Below are 19784 nucleotides of genomic sequence, written 5' to 3' on the forward strand. Positions count from 1 at the left end.
TGTTGCTGTTGCTGTTGCTGTTGCTGTTGCTGTTGCTGTTGCTGTTGCTGTTGCTGTTGCTGTTGCTGTTGCTGTTGCTGTTGCTGTTGCTGTTGCTGTTGCTGTTGCTGTTGCTGTTGCTGTTGCTATTGGGTTTGACTTTGGGGTCGCTGTTGTTTTTGACGTTAGCATTTCCCATGTGTAGACGCCATTTGTGCAGGACAGAAAATGGAAAAAGAAATGACCGTTGTTTGAGCCGCAGGCGAGTTTCGGGCATTTCCCATTTTTTGTCCTGCACAAATGGGAACCCCGAAGGGGCGGCTATGCCTGGGTCGCCTTTCTTTGAGTTCTTTCTTTGGCGACGCAAAGAAAGAATTTCGGCCGCCGGGCCGAGACCCGGCTTGTGTCCACGAAGGGTAATCGTTTTAATAAAAATACGGCAAAACAACGAACGCCACTAGGCTCCTGCCTGCGCAGGAGCGACGACATTAAGGATACGGCTTGTCAGCGTCATTAAAACGTTTGTCAACGATATTAAGGATACCGGCTGTCCATCGATATTCGACAAACTAAATCTCCTCCACCCCATGCCTCCCCAAAGCCCAAACCACATGCTCCCTCACCATCTCAGAAGGATGCACCAGCCGCGCCCGTAAAGCCGCCACGATTTCAGCATCGCCACGCATGCTGACCGCCGCATTCCCCAAGCCAACCGCAATATTGCGCAACCAGCGCTCATGCCCTATGCGCCGTATCGGGCTGCCCTCCAGCATGCGCAGGAATTGTTCTTCCGTCCAGGCAAACAAATGCACCATGCGGGCATTGTCGAGGCCATTGCGAACAGCAAAATCATCGACAGCCGCCGCCTGGGCAAATTTATTCCAGGGGCAGACCAGTTGGCAATCATCACAGCCATAGACTCGATTACCTATCAGGGGCCGCAATTCCACCGGTATGCTGCCGTGCAGCTCTATGGTCAGGTAAGACACGCACAAACGCGCATCGACGGTGTAAGGCGCAACAATGGCCCTGGTCGGACAGATATCCATGCAGGCGCTGCACTGGCCACAGTGCTGGCCGACTGGTTCATCGACAGGCAAAGGGATGTCAATCAGGATTTCACCGAGAAAGAACATGGAGCCAGCCTCACGGCTGAGTAACAGACTATGTTTTCCGCGCCAGCCCAGGCCAGCCTTGGCCGCCAGCGCCACTTCCATGACGGGGGCGGAATCGGTAAATACCCGGTAGCCGAAGGGGCCTATGGCTTTTTCTATGCGTTCAGCCAGTTGCTGCAGGCGGGTGCGCAAGACTTTGTGGTAGTCGCGGCCGCGCGCATACAGGGAGATCACGGCCTTGTCTGCGGCCTGCCCCTGCTCTTCAGCACGCCAGCTTTCGGTCTTGGGCAAATAATTCATGCGGGCAGAAATCACCCTGACCGTGCCTGGCACCAGTTCTGCCGGGCGGGTACGTTTTGTGCCGTGGCTGGCCATATACGCCATTTCGCCATGGTAGCCGGCATCCAGCCAGGCCTGGAAACTGCCTTCTATGTGCGACAGATCAACGTCGCCTATGCGCAGCTCGGCAAAGCCCAGCTCTTTGCCCCACAGGCGTATTTGCCCCGCCAGCTCGGCCAGGGCTGTGCTGTCCAGACTCACGCGCCCGCCCCTCTGTAGTACACAGAATGAGGGGGTTGTGCTATGTTAGGCAGATTCATGAATAGGAACTTTGCAGGAAATGTCACATTATAAGACCACACTCGCCAATGAAGCAGCTACCCAGGCACTGGGTAAATGCCTGGCGCATGCGCTGACGCCGGGCATGAGCATCTTTTTGCATGGCGACCTGGGTGCCGGCAAGACCGCGCTGACCCGCGCCATGATCCATGCGGCTGGCCACAATGGCAACGTCAAAAGCCCGACCTATACCCTGGCCGAACCTTACCAGGTCAGCATCAAGGGCCAGGCTGTCACTATCATGCATTTTGACCTGTATCGCATGATCAGTGCTGATGAATTTGCCGAAGCAGGCTTCAGGGAAGAGTTTAATGACAGCAATATCTGTGTCGTTGAATGGCCAGAAAAAGCCGATGGTGTGCTGCCAGAACCTGATTTGAATGTATTTTTGCGCGTCGCCGGTGACGGTCGTGAGGTAGAATTGCACGCGTTGTCTGCCAAAGGTGTCGCATGTCTCGCATTACTCAAGTTTGCCCCGAATCTGTAAGCGCTGAAAATCATACTGTGCTTTCCAAAAAACGCCGCGTCCTGCTAAAAGCGGGCGGCACCCTGCTGCTCTCTGTCATTGCTCCTGTTGCCAATGCCGCACAGATACTGGCCGTACGCGTCTGGCCGGCAGAAGACTATACCCGCGTCACGCTGGAAAATGACAGCGAACTGAAAACCAATCACTTCGTGCTGAAAGACCCGTATCGCCTGTTCGTCGATATCGAAGGCCTGGAACTGAACGCCAAGCTCAAGGAACTGGTCGCCAAGATCAAGTCAAATGATCCCTATATCAAGCAAGTGCGCGTAGGCCAGAATCGTCCCAATGTCGTGCGCCTGGTATTTGATCTCAAAGAAGAAGTCAGTCCGCAAGTATTTACCCTGCCACCGGTAGGTAATTACAAGCACAGGCTGGTGTTTGACCTTTACCCATCCAACCCTACCGACCCTCTGGCGGCACTGATAGAAAAAGGCGAATGGAATAAGGAGCCAGGTGCCATCACCCAGGCACCGGTGGCAACCGCCAACCCTGCTGATATATTGGCGGGCAAGAGCGAACCCAGGCCAGAGCCCAAACCAGAAGTCAGGCTCGATCCTCAGCCAGAAATCAAACCCGGGGCGCCAGCCATAGAAAAGCAGGAGAAGCCGGTACAACTGACACGCATGATCACCATCGCCATCGACCCCGGTCATGGTGGTGAAGACCCAGGTGCCATAGGCCGTGGCGGCAGCCGTGAAAAAGATGTGGTGCTGGCGATTGCCAAGCGCCTCAAAGCCAAGATAGAACAGCATCCGAATATGCGCGTCATGCTGACCCGTGATTCAGATTACTTTGTGCCGCTGAATGTCAGGGTACAAAAAGCCCGCGCCGTCCAGGCAGACCTGTTCATGTCGGTGCATGCAGATGCCTTTGTCAATTCCAGCGCACGCGGTTCTTCCGTATTTGTCTTGTCAGAAAAAGGGGCCAGCTCCACTGCCGCCCGCTGGCTGGCAGATAAAGAAAATGCAGCTGATCTGATCGGTGGCGTCAACATCAAGACCCATGACAAGCAATTGGCCAGTGTCTTGCTGGATTTATCAACGACGGCACAAATCAATGACAGCCTCAAGCTGGGCAAGGTCGTGCTCAGTGAAATCAGCGGTATCAACAGGTTGCATAAAGGCTCAGTTGAGCAGGCTGGCTTTGCAGTATTGAAAGCCCCTGACATCCCCAGCATCTTGATAGAAACCGCCTTTATCTCCAACCCGGAAGAAGAAGCCAAGCTGACCGACAATGCCTATCAGGATCAACTGGCAGATGCGGTCATGAAGGGCATCAAGAAATATTTTTCCAAGAACCCGCCGCTGGCTAAAAATCGCATGACTTAAACACGGGCGGCAATATGAAAACCCTGATCCCGGCCTTGCTGGTTTTGACTGTCGCTCTACCTGGCAAAGCTGAAGATATTGCCCACATCCCCTCTTATGTGGAAATGAAGGTTCTCAGTTGCTCACCTGCCCTGCCATTGATAGAGCAAAAACTGAAAGCGGCAGGATACTCTGCAAAGGAACTGGAAGAGACCCGCATATCGGCCAGGTATTTCAGCCTGTTCACTGCACAGCCCTTGCAAGAAGTGGAGTACATACGCACTTACTATGAGCGTAGTATCAACACCTACAAGGGGCGGGTAAAAACCTTGGGCAAGGCCACTGCCCGTCAATTCATGGCGACCGGGCTTGATGTGGATTTCTGCAACGCCCATTATCTGGGCAAGACTCAGGTTTTCGAAACCACCGAAGGCCTGTCCTGTGGCGAGATCAAAGCCAGTCAACCACATGTCACGGTCGCGCAATGTCTGACAGACTTACCAAACGCCCATGGCATGCAGATAAAAATAAGCGAAATGAAAAAACTCCCGACACATTGAATCACAAAATAGCGAGCATGATCAAGGCCTGCAAGCCTCATTTATGTTTGCCAGTGCTTGTTCCAGTGTCGCCAGCGGAACCGACCCTATTGCCAGTCGCAATGCATGTGGCACCGCTACACTTACAGTAAAAGCTTCTGCCGTTGCCACCATGATGCCTTGCAGTGCCAGGCTCGCAGCAACTTGTTCTGCCCGCAAACCTTCAGGCAAATCCAGCCACAAATAATATGAGCCTGGATGTGCTATCAGCTTGCAAGCATGCAAAGCTGCCCTTGCCAGACGCTGACGCTGTCTGGCATCCTTGCGCTTTCTTATTTCCAGTTCATCGACTACGCCTGACTCTATCCACAGGCAAGCCAGGGCTATCATCAATGAAGGCGTATTGCCTGAGGTGACACGGATAGCTGTTTCCAGCGCAGGTATCAAGGCTGGTGGCGCTGCCAGCATGCCTATGCGCAAACCCGAGGCCACGCTTTTTGACAGGCCAGAAATATAGACAGTTTGTTCAGGCGCATAAGTGAAGACAGGCTTGGGCGCAGGCTCTGCCAGGAAGGCATAAGCCCCATCTTCTATGATCAGGAATTGATATTTTTTTGCCAGTTGGGCAAGCTGCTGGCGCTCTGCATCCGTCATCACCGTGCCCATGGGATTATGCATGGTGGGCATCACATACATGGCACGCACGGGCCGCCGCTTGCACAGGGCCGCCAGGGCTGGCAAGTTCAATTTACCTTCGGCCAGCGGCAAGGCTTCCACATCCAGCCGCGCTGACAGGGCCAGGGTTTTCATGCCTGGATAGCTTAATGCATCCATGACCAGGATATCGCCCGGTGTCAGCAAAGCCTGCACGGTCACCGCCAATGCTTGTTGCGCACCGTTGACGATAAGCACCTGTTCCGCAGGCAAACGCAAGCCACGATTGCGTAAATGCCTGGCCATGATTTGCCGCTCATGCGGGCGACCGCCTTGGGGTGCGGCATACAATAAGGCATCCAGATCACCTGAGTTGGCGATGCAGCGCAAGCCTTCGCGCAGCATCTCATCTTGTCCTGGCAGGCATGGGTAATTGAAGATCAGGTCCACTGCCCCGCTTTGCAAGGTCTGCTGCTCCAGCCCCAGACCACGCGGCAAGTTGGTGTCGCGCACAAAAGTGCCACGCCCCATCTCGCAAGCTACCAGGCCATGTGCTTCCAGTTCGGTATAAACGCGTGAGGCCGTCGCCAGTGCAATGCTATGCTCTTGCATGAGTTGGCGCAGGGTAGGCAACTGCGTACCGGGCCGCAATTTGCCGCTGCCAATGCGGGCAGCATAATCATCAACGATGGATTTGTAGCGGGCTAAGGCCATGAGATAGGAATATAAAATAGAAACATAAAACTGCAACAAAATAGTATCTAGAACAATTTTTTTACTGTATCAGATCAAAAGGCTACACTGCCTGCATATTTTCAGCAAGCCACAAGGATGCCTGACATGATCAGCCTGACTACACTCACCACCTTCAGCATCGCTGTCTTGCTGTTGCTATGTTCACCCGGCCCGAACATGGCCTTCGTCATGACTTGCGGCATGCAATATGGCTTGCGCGGTAGCATGGCTGCTGCTTTGGGTATAGGCGCAGCAGATATCATCCTGACGTTGCTGACAGCTTGCGGCATCACTGCCATCATCACGGCATGGCCACCTTCATTTGATGTGATACGTTATGCGGGTGCAGTGTATTTGCTGTGGATGGCTTACAAGGCGCTAGGCAATTCTGCTTCAGCAATAGCAACTACAGCTCAGGCAGTGTCGCTGCCTACTGTATTCGCCCGCTCTTGCCTGAACAGTCTGCTCAATCCCAAGGCCTTGCTTTTCTTCATGGTGTTCTTGCCGCAATTTGTAAATGCGCAGGCAGACATGGTCACGCAGCAATTATTGTTGCTGGGTTTAACGCTAACCGCCATCAGCACTATTTTTCATGCCCTGCTGGGCAGTTTTGGTCATGTCATCCGCCATGCACTGATGCGCCATGCCAAAGCAGCAAAATTGCAGGCGCGTATCCTGGCGGCGGTGTTGTCTTTGCTGGCCTTGCGTCTGCTACTGATGACGCGCTAGCAGCAAGCGCATTTTCAGGGTTGCTGTTATCGGTATGCTATGATTTGCAGACTTAGATTAACCAGCAGGGACAATTTGTCCCCCTCAAAGGAAGCATCTGCCCCTATGGCAATCAAAACCATCTTGAACGTCAGCGCCCTGGCTGGCGTTAAAATTTCTTCCCGTGTCATCGGCTACACGGCATTCGGGCTTTTCCTGAATCTGGTTTTATTCCTGTTTTTTGCCAGTTGGGCTGGCCGGGGCCATAGCGGCCTGCCCATGTTCTTGCTAGGCCTGACGAACTTGCTGGCCCCCATCTTGTATTTTTTCATGGGCAAAAAACAGGGTGTCGCCACTGCCATGCATTTTCTGGCAGAAAGGCATGGCACTGACCTGAGCCAGTTTGTAGTTGGCAAACTGAGCGATAACTACCCGCAGCTGCTGGACAAGGTCCATACCGCTGGCAGCAGCAGTGCAGCCATCCATGAAAAGATCACTGCGCAGCTCAATAAATTGAGTGAGCAATCAGCCATCAACAAGATGGTCTTTAGCACGCTTTTGCAAAAGTTTGATTTTATTTCAGTGATTAGCCGGGTATTGGAAAACAATCCTGCGGCAGGCTCAGACAGCCGTGAAGAAACCGCAGACAAAATCGCCAAAGCCCTGCAAGAGAAATTGAATGCGGATGATTTGAAACCGGATTTAAATGCCCCGACCAGGCTGGTCGTGTGCAATGTAGCCGCAGCCCTGATTTGCGCGAGTATTTTGCCGGTTATATTCAGGTAGGTGGGGATTAGGCATTAACGGCATTAACGTAGGTTGGGCTACGCTTCACCAGCCCAACACTGGGCCTCAACAAACGTATACGTTATTTAAACGCCGAGTGTTGGGCTGGTAAATCGTAGCCCAACCTACAACTTGCCCAACCTAGGCATCGTAATCCATCGCGGTTCATCAATCGCGATTAAGGAAAAGCAATTTCCCAAACCCCATCCAAAAACTACTCCCCCACACTCGCATCCGAATCACAGGCCGTCCCTGCTGCTATCCACCGCCTCACACCCCTGGCAAACCAGCCCTGCCATGCATAAGGCAGCAAGCGCACATAATTGGCAGGTTGCACTAACATCCCGCAACGATACTGCTGCACATCCGCATGCCATTCCAGCGCCTGGCAACTACCTCGAAACTGTAATAAAAACACCCTCGCCACCGGGCAGGGTTCGGCTGCGCAGCAAACTCCACAACCGTTGCAAGCCTGGCCCAGCGCAGGTTTGACAGGTGCACTGGCTTTTAGCCAGACAACGGTGGATGAAATTTGCCTGGGCTTCGCCATAAAGACCCGCTTTCAAGAAGGTTTGCGTTTGCCCCTGAAGAGCCTCCACAGGCCGCCCAGCACGACAGGCACAACTGCCGCACCGACGCCGATGAGGACCACGGTATTCAAATGGTCACGCAGAATAGGGATATTACCAAAATAATAACCGCTCAACACGACGCTAAATACCCATAGCAAGGCACCAAGCACATTGTAGATCTGAAAAGTCTTGTGCGTCATCTCGGAAAAACCTGCCACAAAAGGAGCAAAAGTGCGCACCAGAGGAATAAAACGCGCCAGCACGACGGTCTTGCCACCATGCTTTTCATAAAACATATGCGTTTTCATCAAGGCGTTGCGGTCTATCCAGCGAAAATCTTTTTCTATGAGCTTGTGACCTATCAGGCTGCCTATCCAGTAATTGATGGAGTTACCCGTGATGGAGGCAATCACCAGCAAGGCGATCAATACCCAGACATTCAATGGTGAATTGGCAGAAGCGCACAGGGCGCCAGCAATGAATAGCAGCGAATCCCCTGGCAAGAAAGGGAAAACGACGAAAGCCGTTTCACAAAATACGATGGCGAACAAGATGACATAAACCAGCGCGCCATACTGTGTAACGAAAGTGCCCAGCATTTTATCGACATGCAAAATTATGTCGAGGAGTTGCATAAAATCCATTATTTTTCCAGGGTCAGTATAAAGCCGCCGCAATCATACACCAGACGGCAATGTCTGAGACGCCTGACAGGTATAATCATGGCATGAATTCGAACCCTGCTACCCATCGCCCTATCCTGGCCCTGCCCGACAACCTGATTTCCCAGATCGCCGCTGGCGAAGTCGTGGAAAGGCCCTCTGCCGTCGTCAAGGAAGTGCTGGAAAACGCCCTCGATGCCGGTGCCAGCAATGTCGTCATCCGTCTGGAAGAAGGCGGCGTCAAGCGCATTGCCATCACCGACAATGGCCGCGGCATACCGCCAGACCAGTTAACGCTGGCCGTAGCCCGCCATGCCACCTCCAAGATTGCCAGCCTCGATGAGCTGGAACATGTTGCCACCCTGGGCTTTCGCGGTGAGGCTTTAGCCTCCATCGCCTCAGTATCACTGCTGACGCTGACCACACGCACCGCGGATGCACCCCATGCCTGGCAGATAGAAAACGGCAAGGTCTCCCCCGCATCCGGCGCGCAAGGCACGACGGTGGATGTGCAAGACCTGTATTACAACACCCCAGCCAGGCGCAAGTTCTTAAAGTCTGAGCAGACAGAATTTGGCCATTGCGCCGAGATCGTGCGCCGCATTGCCCTGGCCAGGCCAGATGTCTCGTTTTCACTAAGCCATAATGGCAAGGCAGTAGACCACTGGAATGTCAGCGCCATCGACAAGCGCAGTGCGCAGATTTTGGGCGAAGCTTTCTCGAACGCCCGCCTGTCTCTCGATGAAAGCGCAGGCCCCTTGCGCATACACGGCTTTGTCGGCCTGCCGACAGCATCCAAGGCCCGCGCCGATGCGCAGTTCTTTTACGTCAATGGCCGCTTCGTGCGCGACAAGCTGCTGACCCATGCCGTGCGTGCTGCTTATCAGGATGTGTTGCATGGTGACCGTTATCCATCCTACGTATTGGGGCTGGACCTGGACCCGGCACTGGTCGATGTGAACGTACACCCATCGAAGATAGAAGTACGCTTCCGCGATAGCCGCTCTGTGCACCAGTTTGTCTTTCATGCAGTCAGCCGCGCCCTGGCGCAAACATCGGCGACGGCATTTGGCACTGTGCCCGGCCCCATGTCTGCTGGCTCTGGCATCGCTGCACCTGCCAATGGCAGCACGCCGTGGATATCCGGCGAGCAAACAACCTTTGCAGCGCAGTTTGCCAACCCGTCGCCGTATGCAGGTGGTGGTGGCGGTGGAGGTGGTACTGGTGGAGGCGGTTACGGTAACGCCTATCAAAACCCCTACCGCCCACAGCCCAATGGCGGCGTCACTCAAAGCATGGAAAGCTATGGCGCTTTCTTCCGCCCCAATGCCAATGCTGGCGTCAACGAGGCCGGTGCCAGCTATGCACCCGCCAACCAGATCGCCAACAGCCTGCCAGATGATGATTACCCCTTAGGTTTCGCCCTCGCCCAATTGCATGGCGTGTATGTGCTGGCACAAAACAGCAAGGGCCTGGTATTGGTAGACATGCATGCCGCCCATGAACGCATACTCTACGAGCAATTAAAAAACGCCCTTGATGAAAACAGCATGCCAGTGCAACCCATGCTGATCCCCATCACCTTCTTTGCCGATGCAGTAGAGGTCGGCACAGTAGAGGAACATCAGGACACGCTCAAAGCGCTGGGCTTTGACATGGCCGCCATCTCGCCAACCACGTTGGCCGTGCGCGCCGTGCCAGCGCTCTTGAAGAATGCCGATGCACAATCACTGGCACGCGATGTCTTGCGTGAAGTACGTGAATTTGGTGGCTCCCGCGTTTTGATAGACAGGCGTAATGAATTGCTCGGCACCCTGGCCTGCCACACCGCCGTGCGCGCCAACCGCAGCCTGACCGTACCAGAAATGAATGCCCTGCTACGCCAGATGGAACATACAGAACGCTCAGACCAGTGCAACCATGGCCGCCCAACCTGGGTGCAACTGGGTTTGAATGATCTCGACAAGATGTTCTTGCGTGGTCAGTGATGCCCTGAGAAGAAGATTAACCATGACGCCAACCAATCAGGCCATCGCCCCATTTTCGGCAGCACCTTTATTCTTTTTGATTGCTACATTCCTGATGTTGCAACCACTATCGACTGACCTGTATCTGGCATCCCTGCCCAGCCTGGCAGCAGTGTTTGATGTACCTGCCGCCACCGTGCAACTGACGCTGTCCATCTTTGTCGCTGGCTTTGGTGGTGCACAACTGGTCATCGGCCCACTATCTGACCGCTTTGGCCGCCGCCCCGTCGTCATCGTCGGGCTTAGCCTCTATCTGCTCGCCAGCCTCTTGTGTGGCGCATCGCAAAGCATGGGCATGTTGATTGCTGCACGCTTTTTGCAGGCGCTGGGCTGCTGCTCTGCCGTCATCATTGCGCGTGCGATAGTGCGCGATGCTTATGACCCGCAAGACAGCATCAAGGTTATTTCCAAAGCCAGTAGCTGGGTATCTGCCGCGCCTTTGCTTGGGCCTATCCTGGGTTCATTTTTGCAAGTCAATCTGGGCTGGCGCGCAGCGTTTTTTGTGCATGCCCTGCTGGCAGCAGCCTTGCTCATCATGGTCATCTTGCGCCTGCCAGAAACCAATCTGTATAAAGACGCCAGAGCCACCAACGTCAGCGGCTTGCTGCGCAATTACCGCATCGTGCTCGGTGCACCGGTGTTCTGGGTATATGCCTTGCCGGGTGCCTTGTCGTATGGCTCCATCTTTGTCTTTATCTCTGGCGCATCTTTTGTGCTGATCAAGGTACTGGCCTTGCCAACTGCCTGGTTTGGTTATTGTTTTGCCTTTGGTGTATCCGGCTACCTCAGTGGCACCGTGGTCTGCCGCCGCCTGCATGCACGCTTTGGCACCAAGATCAGCATGCGCATAGGCAGCAGCCTTTCTCTCGCTGCTGGCGCTACTTTTCTGGCAATGACACTGTCGGGCGTACAGCACTGGGCTATGCTACCACCCGTCATGTTCATGACCATGGGTGCGCATGGCATCAACTTCCCTATTTCGCAATCCAACTCTGTCTCGCCCTTCCCGCAACAGGCGGGCACTGCCGCTGGCCTCATGGGGGCGCTGTATATGCTGGTCGCCTTTATTGTCGGCAGCATTGTTGGTGCCACGCATAATGGCACGGTCTACCCGCTCGCCATCATCGCCTGCAGCATGGGCAGCCTCATTTTTATCGCCGCCCGTGTCCTCCCTGCGTTGATCCCGGCAGAACAACCTGTATGATTATCCACACAACTACGTCAGTACAAAAAGTCATCGCCATCATGGGGCCTACCGCCTCAGGCAAAACCGCCGCCGCGCTGGAAATTGCGCGCCACTACCCGGCAGAAATCATCTCCGTCGATTCTGCACTGGTCTACCGCGACATGAACATAGGCACGGCCAAACCCAATGCAGCAGAACTGGCCGCAGTACCTCATCACCTCATCGACATCATCGACCCGGCAGAGTCTTATTCAGTAGCGCAATTTCGCAAAGACACACAAAGACTGGTCGCGGAGATACAAGCCAGAGGCAAACTGCCCCTGCTGGTAGGCGGCACCATGATGTATTTCAAAGCCCTGATGGATGGCCTGGACGAGCTGCCAGGTGCAGACCCGGCCATACGCGCAGAACTCGATGCAGAAGCAGCCCGCATAGGCGTACCCGGCCTGCACGCCAGACTGGCAACGCTGGACCCCGAAACCGCAGCAAGGCTCAAACCGCAAGACAGCCAGCGCATACAACGCGCCCTGGAAATCATCGCCATCACCGGCCAGCCCATGTCCGCCCTGCTAGCCAAACAGGAACGCGCCGCGCCCCCTTTCGATATGCACGCCATCTCGCTGGAACCATCAGAGCGCAGCGTACTGCACCAACGCATCGCCCTGCGCTTTGACACCATGCTAGAGCAAGGCTTTATCGATGAAGTCAAAGCCTTAAAACAAAGACCAGACCTGCACGCCAACCTGCCATCCATACGCTGCGTAGGCTACCGCCAGGCCTGGGATTATCTCGATGGCATAACCACGCTCGCAGAAATGCGCGAACTAGGCATCATCGCCACCCGCCAGCTCGCTAAACGCCAGGTCACCTGGCTCAGATCCATGCCAAACCGCATCATCATCGACTGCCTGGCAGCCGATGCCCAGGCGCAGATCATGGAGAGTGTCAGGCAGGCCTTGAACAGCCCGGCATGAAGACTAGGCCAAGCACTATGCGAAGCTGAGCATGGGCCTCAAGGTGAACCCATTTTTAACAATACGCAGCCTAATTCAGACACAAAACCAGAAATGCTTTGCTTTTTAAGCAAAAATAGCCGCAGTTTCTATCAAAATCTGGTTTTGCATATTGACAGCCCAAGGCCAAACTGACATAATCGCAGGCTTCTTGGTGATATAGCTCAGTTGGTTAGAGCACAGCACTCATAATGCTGGGGTCGGTGGTTCAAGTCCACCTATCACCACCAGATATATGTCCAAAGAAGTTCTTTGGAATACAAGAACCCGCTTCCTGCCCAGTGCTGAAGCGGGTTTTTTGTTTAACCCGGTCCGATGGCGTCCATTTACATCCAGCACTTTTGCATCCATACTTGAATCCATGGATGCAAACTCTTAAACAGCATGGATGCAAAATGCCAAAACTTGCCAAACCACTCACAGATATCCAGATCAAAAGCGCAAAACCCAGGGACAAACCCTATACCCTGGCAGATGGCGGCGGCATGTATTTGGAGATAATGCCTATCGGATCAAAAATCTGGCGTTTGAGTTACCGGCAACCCAATGGCAAGAATACCAGGCTGACATTTGGCTCATATCCCGAAGTTTCACTTCTGGAAGCACGCGAAAAGCGCATGGAGGCAAAAAAACTGAAAGCTGCCGGTGTTGATCCCGCCCAGGCCAAACGCATAGAGAAAATTAACAAGGCAACCGCAAACGCCAATACTTTTGAGTCAGTAGCGAGAGAGTGGCATGCCAACAGACTCGAAACCTGGCAAACCCGCACCGCTACAAATGTGCTGCATCGACTGGAAAAAGACGTGTTTCCGCTGATTGGAAAACACCCTATATCAGAAATCAAGGCACCCGTAATGCTTGATGTCCTGCGCCAGATTGAAAAGCGCGGGGCACTGGACATGGCAAAACGGCAAGGTCAAGTCTGCAGTCAGATATTCCGATTTGCCATTGCATCAGGTAAAGCTGATATTGATCCTGTTCCAAGCTTGCGCGGCGCATTAAAACCGATATCAAAGGGGCACCATGCAGCTATAACCCCTGATGAAATCCCTGAATTTATTCGTGCATTCAAAAAGATTGAAGGTCGCATGTTCGTTCCAACCAAGGTAATGTTCAGATTGATGATGCTGACTTTTGTTCGCACAAGTGAGCTAACTGAAACTCCCTGGTCAGAAATTGACCTCGAAAACGAATCGTGGATCATCGACTGGCATCGCATGAAGATGGGCAAAAAGAAAATCAACCCGCGCAAAGTCAACCACCATGTATTCCTGCCAAGACAAGGCTGGGAGCTATTGCGTGAACTTCATGCAATTACAGGTGGGAATAAATATCTGTTTCCAAATCAAAGAGATCACGAAAAGCCAGCAACAAACTTTGGCATCCTAGCTGCATTAAAGCGCATGGGATACAGTGGCAAGATGACCGGCCATGGATTCCGTTCACTGGCAATGGGCGTCATCAAGGAGCGTCTTGGCTACAGGCATGAAGTTGTTGATCGTCAGTTGTCACACGCTTCTGGCGATGCATATGGAGAGGCTTATGACCGCGCATTATTTCTTGATGAGAGAAAGGTAATGATGCAGCAATATGCAGATTATTTAGCCAATGTGGAGCATGGAAATGTGATTTTAGGGAGATTTGGGGGGAATGCGGCATAGAATCTTGCTCTCGAAGAATCAGTACCTTATATAACCTGAGGATGATTCACAAAACCTTTTTTGCTAGCAGTTAAAGCCAGCAACACTACGGCGCTATTCTCCTGCACATTCAAAGACATGGCCAACTCTGATAGGGTAACGCACGATGCCTATCGAAATCAAATGCCCCCACGAAAACTACATATTGACTCATCAGACATTAATGCTGGGCCGAGTTTTCGCTATTTAAAATACTAAGTTTCCAGCAAATCAGGCTACAAAGAATAAAAAAAACAACAAATATTCTTAACACGCGGCATAAGTAAGAAATGGTCACAAAAAATCAATATAACTGTGCATTTATACAGTACTATTCAAATGTAGATCACATTGTTATTTCATTAGCTATTATTTTGATTAATATACGTCGAGAAAGTGCAAAGTAAGAGGACTGTGCAGACGTCTGCACATTGCAACGGTAGCCTCGCTATTCCCGCTGGCGACAATCTCCAGTTTTTCTCTTGAACAAAAGGGCAAAGCGATCCACTGGTGAAAGTCTCCAGTTATAATGAACGCATGAAGAAAATCACAGCATCCGAAAGTATTCAAGCGCACTTCTCAGGTCACGAGACGTTTCCGCTTCGTCAAATGTGGCTTAAAAAAGCCTTCGACCAAGCGAATGCGCAGGGCATTATCCTGAAATCGACATTCACTGATGACAATGCAATTGCCGAGTTCGGTGTTGGCAAAAACATGGTCGCATCGATCAGGCATTGGGCATTAGCCTGCAACGTGATGACCGAAGACGGCGCTGCGAGCGGCACCTACAAAGTGACCGATTCGGCCAACCTCGTCTTGAAAGACGGCGGCTTGGACCCTTATTCAGAAAACCCCACAACCGCTTGGTATGCTCATTGGTGGCTCGCAGGCAAAGGAAACCGCGCAACCACGTGGAAGTGGCTTTTCAACCATGTCACCACTCCAACATTCTCTCGGGAAGATCTTGAGTTTCCCTTAGCCGAATACGCTCGAAGCTTGGCTCCCAATCGCAAGCTGTCTCCCGCCACTTTGTCGCGCGATATCGAAACGTGCCTTCGCGGATATGCCCCACGATCCACAGGTGGCTCCCCTGAGGACTACGCCGAACCAATGCTTGGCGAATTGGGATTGATTTTTGAAGAGCGCAAAGGTCACTTCGCCTTCCGTCGAGGCCCAAAGGCCACGCTGCATGACGGGATGTTTACTTATGCGCTTTTAGATTTTTGGAAATCGGCCGCGCCGGGACTAAGCTCACTTGCTTTTGAATCCATCGCATTTGAAGAAGGGTCGCCGGGGCGCGTATTCAAACTTGACGAAGATTCTATCGCAGAGCGCCTTCTTGCGCTTGAGGATCTCACTCTCGGCGCGCTTTCTTGGACTGATACAGCAGGACTGAGGCAAGTTCATCGCAACATCAACAAAGCTGAGAACCTCAGCAAACGCATGATCGAGAAGGCCTATGCCTAACGAGCAAAATATTAAACTCTCGGACATCGTCCACGTCTCACGACACTACCAACGCTCGATACGCATCGACGTCGATCTTGGGCGCCCTGACGCATTGAACGGCTACATCTGTCACGGAACGGCCACTGCCGTTTTAAGCAGCATGACTAGACAACTGCTAGAGAGCAATCAACGAGCATTCACTTGGACTGGTCCTTTTGGTGGAGGTAAGTCGTCCCTGGCAGTCGCGCTCGCAAGCGCTCTTGGCTCTGACAAGCAGTTGCGTGCGAAAGCCCGCGATGTTTTGAATCTGGGTAGTACCCCTTCATTTGATCAAGCCCTACCCTGTCGAAAGGGTTGGCTGACAATCCCCATCGTTGGGAAGCGAGCGAGTGTCGTCTCAGAACTTACCAGAGGTCTACGCCGGGCACAAGGACTCAGCCATGATGGACGAAAAATTAATCCTTCGGCTCTCATTTCAGACATCTGCGAAGCTGCTGAGTCCCGAAAGAACGATGGCGTCCTGATCATAATTGATGAAATGGGTAAGTTCCTTGAAGCTTCCGCTTTAGGTGTGGGAGACGATGTATATTTCTTCCAAGAACTTGCGGAAGCTGCAGCCCGAGCCTCAGGGAAGGTTGTCGTCATTGGTATTCTTCACCAATCATTCAGCCAATATGCTAACCGGCTTGGCATCGGAACTCGTGATGATTGGATCAAAGTACAGGGGCGATACTCAGACATTCCCTTGGTCGCTGCAAGCGATGAAGTTGTAGAGTTAATTGGTCGCGCCATCCATGCTGAGGTTACTCCGGTTTGGATGATGTCTGCGTCCATTGAAATCGCGGACTCCATCCGCGCACGACGCCCAGCTGTTGGAGATAACTTCTTCAAAAGCCTACATGCCTGTTGGCCACTGCATCCGGCTATGGCGGCTCTGTTAGGCCCAATCTCTAAACGTCAATTTGGACAAAATGAGCGCAGTACATTCGGCTTTTTGGCATCGGTCGAGCCGTCTGGATTTCGCTCTTACCTGGAATCTACTCCACAATTGCAATCATCTTGGTATCGCCCTAACGACTATTGGGACTACCTGCGCGCAAACCTGGAACCCGCGATCCTCTCATCTCCAGATGGTCACCGCTGGGCTCAGGCTGTCGAAGCCGTTGAGCGTGCAGAAGCAAAAACCACCGATGCATTACATGTCGAGCTCATCAAAAACATTGCAGTGATTGATCTTTTCCGCAATGGCTCTGGACTTGCAGCGGAGTCAAAGGTTCTCAAATCGCTTTTCTATATCAACACGCTTGATCAGGTCGAAGCTGCCTTACAGCAGCTTTCCAATTGGCGAGTCATCCTGTTTAAAAAACACATAGGAGCTTGGTCAGTCTTTGAGGGTAGTGATTTCGATATTGACAATGCCATTTCACAAGCCCGCTCAGGGATGTCTGGCGTCGACTTCTCCTTGATTGAAAGTCTAACCAACCTCTATCCAGTAATCGCAAAACGGCATTACCACGAAACAGGTACTATGCGGTGGATGAACATGGCGCTTTGTCATTTAGACGATATTCAACGTATAGCTACAAAGTTCAAACCCAATAATGGCGAGTTTGGCTTATTTCTCCTAGCGTTGCCTAGCTCGAATATGAATAGCAAAGCCGCATTGCGGAAGTGTCATGAGCATTCAAGGGTTGAACCTTGGCCTGTGGTCGTAGGCATTCCACGCAACCACGCCAAGATTGAAGATCTCGGCTCCGAACTTCTCGCACTCCAAATTGTCCAGTCACGCCACGAGCTCAATGGCGACCCAGTTGCTCGTCGTGAGGTACAAGCAAGAATATCATCGGTGCGAGCCAATCTTGAAGAGCAACTTCGCGAAGCAGTAATCAACGCTCGATGGGTTGCAGGCGAAGTGGAATTGGAAACAAGCGGGCGCCTATCTCCCGTGGCATCCAATTTAGCCGATGCGGTATACCCGTCTGCTCCGAAACTGTGGAGCGAACTTCTAAACCGAGACAGCCCTTCGAGTAACAGCGTCAAAGCTCGCCGCGACCTCCTCTACTGCATGCTCGACCATGAAGAAAAAGAGAATCTCGGCGTTTCGGGATACCCTGCCGAGCGCGGCCTATATGAGACCTTGCTTCGAGCCACAGGTCTGCATCGACAGGGTAACAACGGTGCATGGTGCTTCTTGCCGCCTGATGATCAACACGCACCAACCTTCTCTAATCTTTGGCGAGAAACGCGCAAGCTCTTCACCGATGCGAATAAAAGGGTGAAAATTTCTGATCTTCACGACTTATGGGCTATGCCACCCTATGGCATTCGCAGAGGAGTCATGCCTGTGATCTTCACTGCGTTCTTGCTAGCTCACAAAGGTAACCTTGCTTTATACAAGGAAGGTATGTTCATTCCTCGCGTCACCGATGCGGACGTAGACGAATATCTTCAAGATTCCTCGCGTTTCTCCATGCGCTGGATTTTGATCGACCAAGAGAAAGCAAACATCCTTTCTGGGATCTCCGACATTCTGACCGAAGTTGGCGCGTCCGCTACCACACGCGATCCTTTGGAAGCGGCACGCGGACTTGTCGCCATGGTCTTCGGTTTACCTGCATGGAGCCAACGCACTCACACCATCAGCGATATGGCCCGGGCTGTTCGCGACACACTGCTAAAAGCAAGCGATCCGCACAAGGTCCTGTTTATTGATCTAGCCGCACTTCTTGAAAAAAATAGCGATCGCTCTTATGTCGATGCGCTTCGAAGCCCTATTACTGAAATTGCACGCGCTTATGATAATTTGCTTGCGCGTATTGAGAATTCGATGCTAGAAGCTCTCGACGCGCCCGCAGATAAATTAGATAGGCTACGCGCCCGAGCAGAGGTTTTGAATGGTGTAACGGGCGACCTGCGCCAAGATGCTTTTGCGGCTCGACTTGCCAAACATGATGGGGGCAAAGAAAGCATCGAGGGCATTTTGAGTCTGGCTGCCAACAAGCCTCCACGCGATTGGAACGACCGTGATATCGATCATGCGCTTTTAGATATCGCGCAAGCCGCTCTCCGATTCCGGCAAGCGGAAGCGTTTGTATCTGTCAAAGGTCGCAAGCCGACTAGCGAAGCTTTCGCAGTGGTCATCGGTGCTGGCACTCAAACGCGCACTATTTCACGCTCCTTCTCTATTCCTGATCGACATCGCGATGCTGTTGAATCAATGGCTGAAAAACTAGCGACCACTCTTCTTGCCGGGGGACACAGCACAGAAATTTTGCTCGCCGCGCTGGCGAAAGCTGGTATGCGCCTGACTCTTGAAGACGACGAAAAAATGGAGAAGTCTCATGGCTGAAAAACACGTTCTTGGAATATCTGGCGGAAAAGACAGTGCGGCCTTGGCAGTGTTTGTCCGCCAAAACCACCCTGAACTCGACGTCGAATACTTCTTCACAGACACTGGCAAAGAACTGCCTGAAGTCTATGAATTCCTGGGACGCCTTGAAGGTTTTCTTGGCAAGCCAATCGCTAGACTAAACCCGCGCCGCGATTTCGATTTCTGGCTACGCGAATACAAGCATTTCCTACCATCGGCTCAAACTCGCTGGTGCACCAGGCAGTTGAAGCTTGCGCCATTCGAGCAATGGATTCGGCCGATGTTAGCAGCAGGAGATACCGTCACGACTTATGTCGCAATTCGCGCCGACGAAGAATACCGCGAAGGCTATACGTCAAAGCACGAGAACTTGAAAGTTCGCCTCCCTTTCCGCGAGAGTGGAATCGACAAGAAGAGTGTGATGGATATTTTGGAATCTTCCGGCGTCGGTATCCCGAAATATTATGACTGGCGTTCTCGTAGCGGATGCACGTTCTGCTTTTTCCAGCAAAAAATTGAGTGGGTACGGCTCAAAGAAAGACACCCTAGTGCCTTCGAAGAAGCCAAGCAATACGAGAAGAATGCATTGGAGCACGGCTCCCCGTTTACATGGACACAGGGCGAACCGCTCGACGAGCTAGAAAAGCCTGCACGCGTTATTCAGATCATCACCGACTTCGAACGTCGCAAGCAAAGAGATCTAGCGAACCGTCCGATAAATCCTCTTCGCCCGGTCGAAACTCTAGAAGACATCGACGAGATCTACGGGGAAGACGAAGGCAACGGTGCTTGCGTAGTTTGCCATAAGTAACTGCCCACTGGCAGACAAGTACTTACACTGCATCCAGCCAAGCATTAA

General features: G+C 52.6%; 17 protein-coding genes and 1 tRNA gene. 14 read left to right on the forward strand and 4 right to left on the reverse strand.

Translation table 11 applies throughout. The annotated features are described in order from the left end of the window. A partial coding sequence (locus ACO0LF_RS29400; RefSeq protein WP_423020642.1) for a hypothetical protein occupies positions 1 to 184 on the forward strand: 184 nt, incomplete at its 5' end. 364 nt (positions 185 to 548) lie between these two features. Here ACO0LF_RS29400 and queG read toward each other — a convergent pair. Further along, complete coding sequence (queG, locus tag ACO0LF_RS29405) at positions 549 to 1634, reverse strand: tRNA epoxyqueuosine(34) reductase QueG (protein WP_423020644.1); 1086 nt, start codon at positions 1632 to 1634, stop codon at positions 549 to 551. 79 nt (positions 1635 to 1713) lie between these two features. Between queG and tsaE the strand changes: the two genes are divergently transcribed. From tsaE to ACO0LF_RS29420, 3 genes are read left to right on the forward strand one after another with little or no spacing between them, the layout of a single operon-like run. Next, positions 1714 to 2199 (forward strand): tRNA (adenosine(37)-N6)-threonylcarbamoyltransferase complex ATPase subunit type 1 TsaE, encoded by a 486-nt coding sequence (tsaE, locus tag ACO0LF_RS29410; protein ID WP_423002410.1) that lies wholly within the window; start codon positions 1714 to 1716, stop codon positions 2197 to 2199. 17 nt (positions 2200 to 2216) lie between these two features. After that, positions 2217 to 3566, forward strand: a complete 1350-nt coding sequence (locus ACO0LF_RS29415; protein WP_423020646.1) for an N-acetylmuramoyl-L-alanine amidase — start codon at positions 2217 to 2219, stop codon at positions 3564 to 3566. Positions 3567 to 3580: 14 nt separating this feature from the next. After that, positions 3581 to 4105: a hypothetical protein gene (locus ACO0LF_RS29420; RefSeq protein ID WP_423020648.1), complete on the forward strand. Its 525-nt coding sequence runs from the start codon at positions 3581 to 3583 to the stop codon at positions 4103 to 4105. A 21-nt stretch (positions 4106 to 4126) separates the two neighbouring features. On the opposite strand, the gene ACO0LF_RS29425 is transcribed toward ACO0LF_RS29420, so the two are convergent. After that, complete coding sequence (locus ACO0LF_RS29425; protein WP_423020650.1) at positions 4127 to 5452, reverse strand: PLP-dependent aminotransferase family protein; 1326 nt, start codon at positions 5450 to 5452, stop codon at positions 4127 to 4129. A gap of 126 nt (positions 5453 to 5578) precedes the next feature. Here ACO0LF_RS29425 and ACO0LF_RS29430 point away from each other — a divergent pair, with 126 nt between their 5' ends. Together ACO0LF_RS29430 and ACO0LF_RS29435 are read left to right on the forward strand one after the other, a co-directional pair. Then, positions 5579 to 6202 carry a LysE family translocator gene (locus ACO0LF_RS29430; protein WP_423020652.1) on the forward strand — a complete coding sequence of 208 codons (624 nt, stop codon included), beginning with the start codon at positions 5579 to 5581 and terminating at the stop codon, positions 6200 to 6202. Positions 6203 to 6307: 105 nt separating this feature from the next. After that, positions 6308 to 6967 carry a hypothetical protein gene (locus ACO0LF_RS29435; protein ID WP_423020654.1) on the forward strand — a complete coding sequence of 220 codons (660 nt, stop codon included), beginning with the start codon at positions 6308 to 6310 and terminating at the stop codon, positions 6965 to 6967. Between the two features lie 214 nt (positions 6968 to 7181). Here the strand turns inward: ACO0LF_RS29435 and ACO0LF_RS29440 are convergent, their stop codons facing one another. After that, positions 7182 to 7517, reverse strand: coding sequence for a hypothetical protein (locus ACO0LF_RS29440; protein WP_423020656.1), 336 nt, complete (start codon positions 7515 to 7517; stop codon positions 7182 to 7184). A gap of 12 nt (positions 7518 to 7529) precedes the next feature. Then, entirely contained in the window at positions 7530 to 8183 is a 654-nt protein-coding gene (locus ACO0LF_RS29445; protein WP_423020658.1) for a DedA family protein, read from the reverse strand. An 83-nt stretch (positions 8184 to 8266) separates the two neighbouring features. Between ACO0LF_RS29445 and mutL the strand changes: the two genes are divergently transcribed. The 8 genes from mutL (at position 8267) to ACO0LF_RS29485 (ending at position 19736) form a co-directional block, all read left to right on the forward strand. After that, positions 8267 to 10189 (forward strand): DNA mismatch repair endonuclease MutL, encoded by a 1923-nt coding sequence (gene mutL, locus ACO0LF_RS29450; RefSeq protein WP_423020660.1) that lies wholly within the window; start codon positions 8267 to 8269, stop codon positions 10187 to 10189. Positions 10190 to 10211: 22 nt separating this feature from the next. Then, the gene (locus ACO0LF_RS29455; protein ID WP_423020662.1) at positions 10212 to 11432 is read left to right on the forward strand and encodes a multidrug effflux MFS transporter; all 1221 of its coding nucleotides are present in this window, start codon (positions 10212 to 10214) and stop codon (positions 11430 to 11432) included. After that, positions 11429 to 12388: a tRNA (adenosine(37)-N6)-dimethylallyltransferase MiaA gene (miaA, locus tag ACO0LF_RS29460; protein WP_423020664.1), complete on the forward strand. Its 960-nt coding sequence runs from the start codon at positions 11429 to 11431 to the stop codon at positions 12386 to 12388. The genes ACO0LF_RS29455 and miaA overlap by 4 nt, the downstream gene beginning before the upstream one ends. Before the next feature lie 192 nt (positions 12389 to 12580). Continuing rightward, positions 12581 to 12657: transfer RNA gene (locus tag ACO0LF_RS29465), tRNA-Met, on the forward strand. 165 nt (positions 12658 to 12822) lie between these two features. Beyond that, positions 12823 to 14088 (forward strand): tyrosine-type recombinase/integrase, encoded by a 1266-nt coding sequence (locus ACO0LF_RS29470; protein WP_423020666.1) that lies wholly within the window; start codon positions 12823 to 12825, stop codon positions 14086 to 14088. Between the two features lie 555 nt (positions 14089 to 14643). Next, positions 14644 to 15573 (forward strand): DUF4007 family protein, encoded by a 930-nt coding sequence (locus ACO0LF_RS29475; RefSeq protein WP_423020668.1) that lies wholly within the window; start codon positions 14644 to 14646, stop codon positions 15571 to 15573. Continuing rightward, entirely contained in the window at positions 15566 to 18904 is a 3339-nt protein-coding gene (locus tag ACO0LF_RS29480) for an ATP-binding protein (protein ID WP_423020670.1), read from the forward strand. The genes ACO0LF_RS29475 and ACO0LF_RS29480 overlap by 8 nt, the downstream gene beginning before the upstream one ends. Then, positions 18897 to 19736: a phosphoadenosine phosphosulfate reductase family protein gene (locus ACO0LF_RS29485; protein WP_423020672.1), complete on the forward strand. Its 840-nt coding sequence runs from the start codon at positions 18897 to 18899 to the stop codon at positions 19734 to 19736. Before ACO0LF_RS29480 ends, ACO0LF_RS29485 begins: the two co-directional genes overlap by 8 nt. The last annotated feature ends 48 nt before the right edge of the window (positions 19737 to 19784 follow it).

Source organism: Undibacterium sp. Di27W (genome assembly GCF_049340345.1).
Classification (GTDB): Bacteria; Pseudomonadota; Gammaproteobacteria; order Burkholderiales; family Burkholderiaceae_D; genus Undibacterium.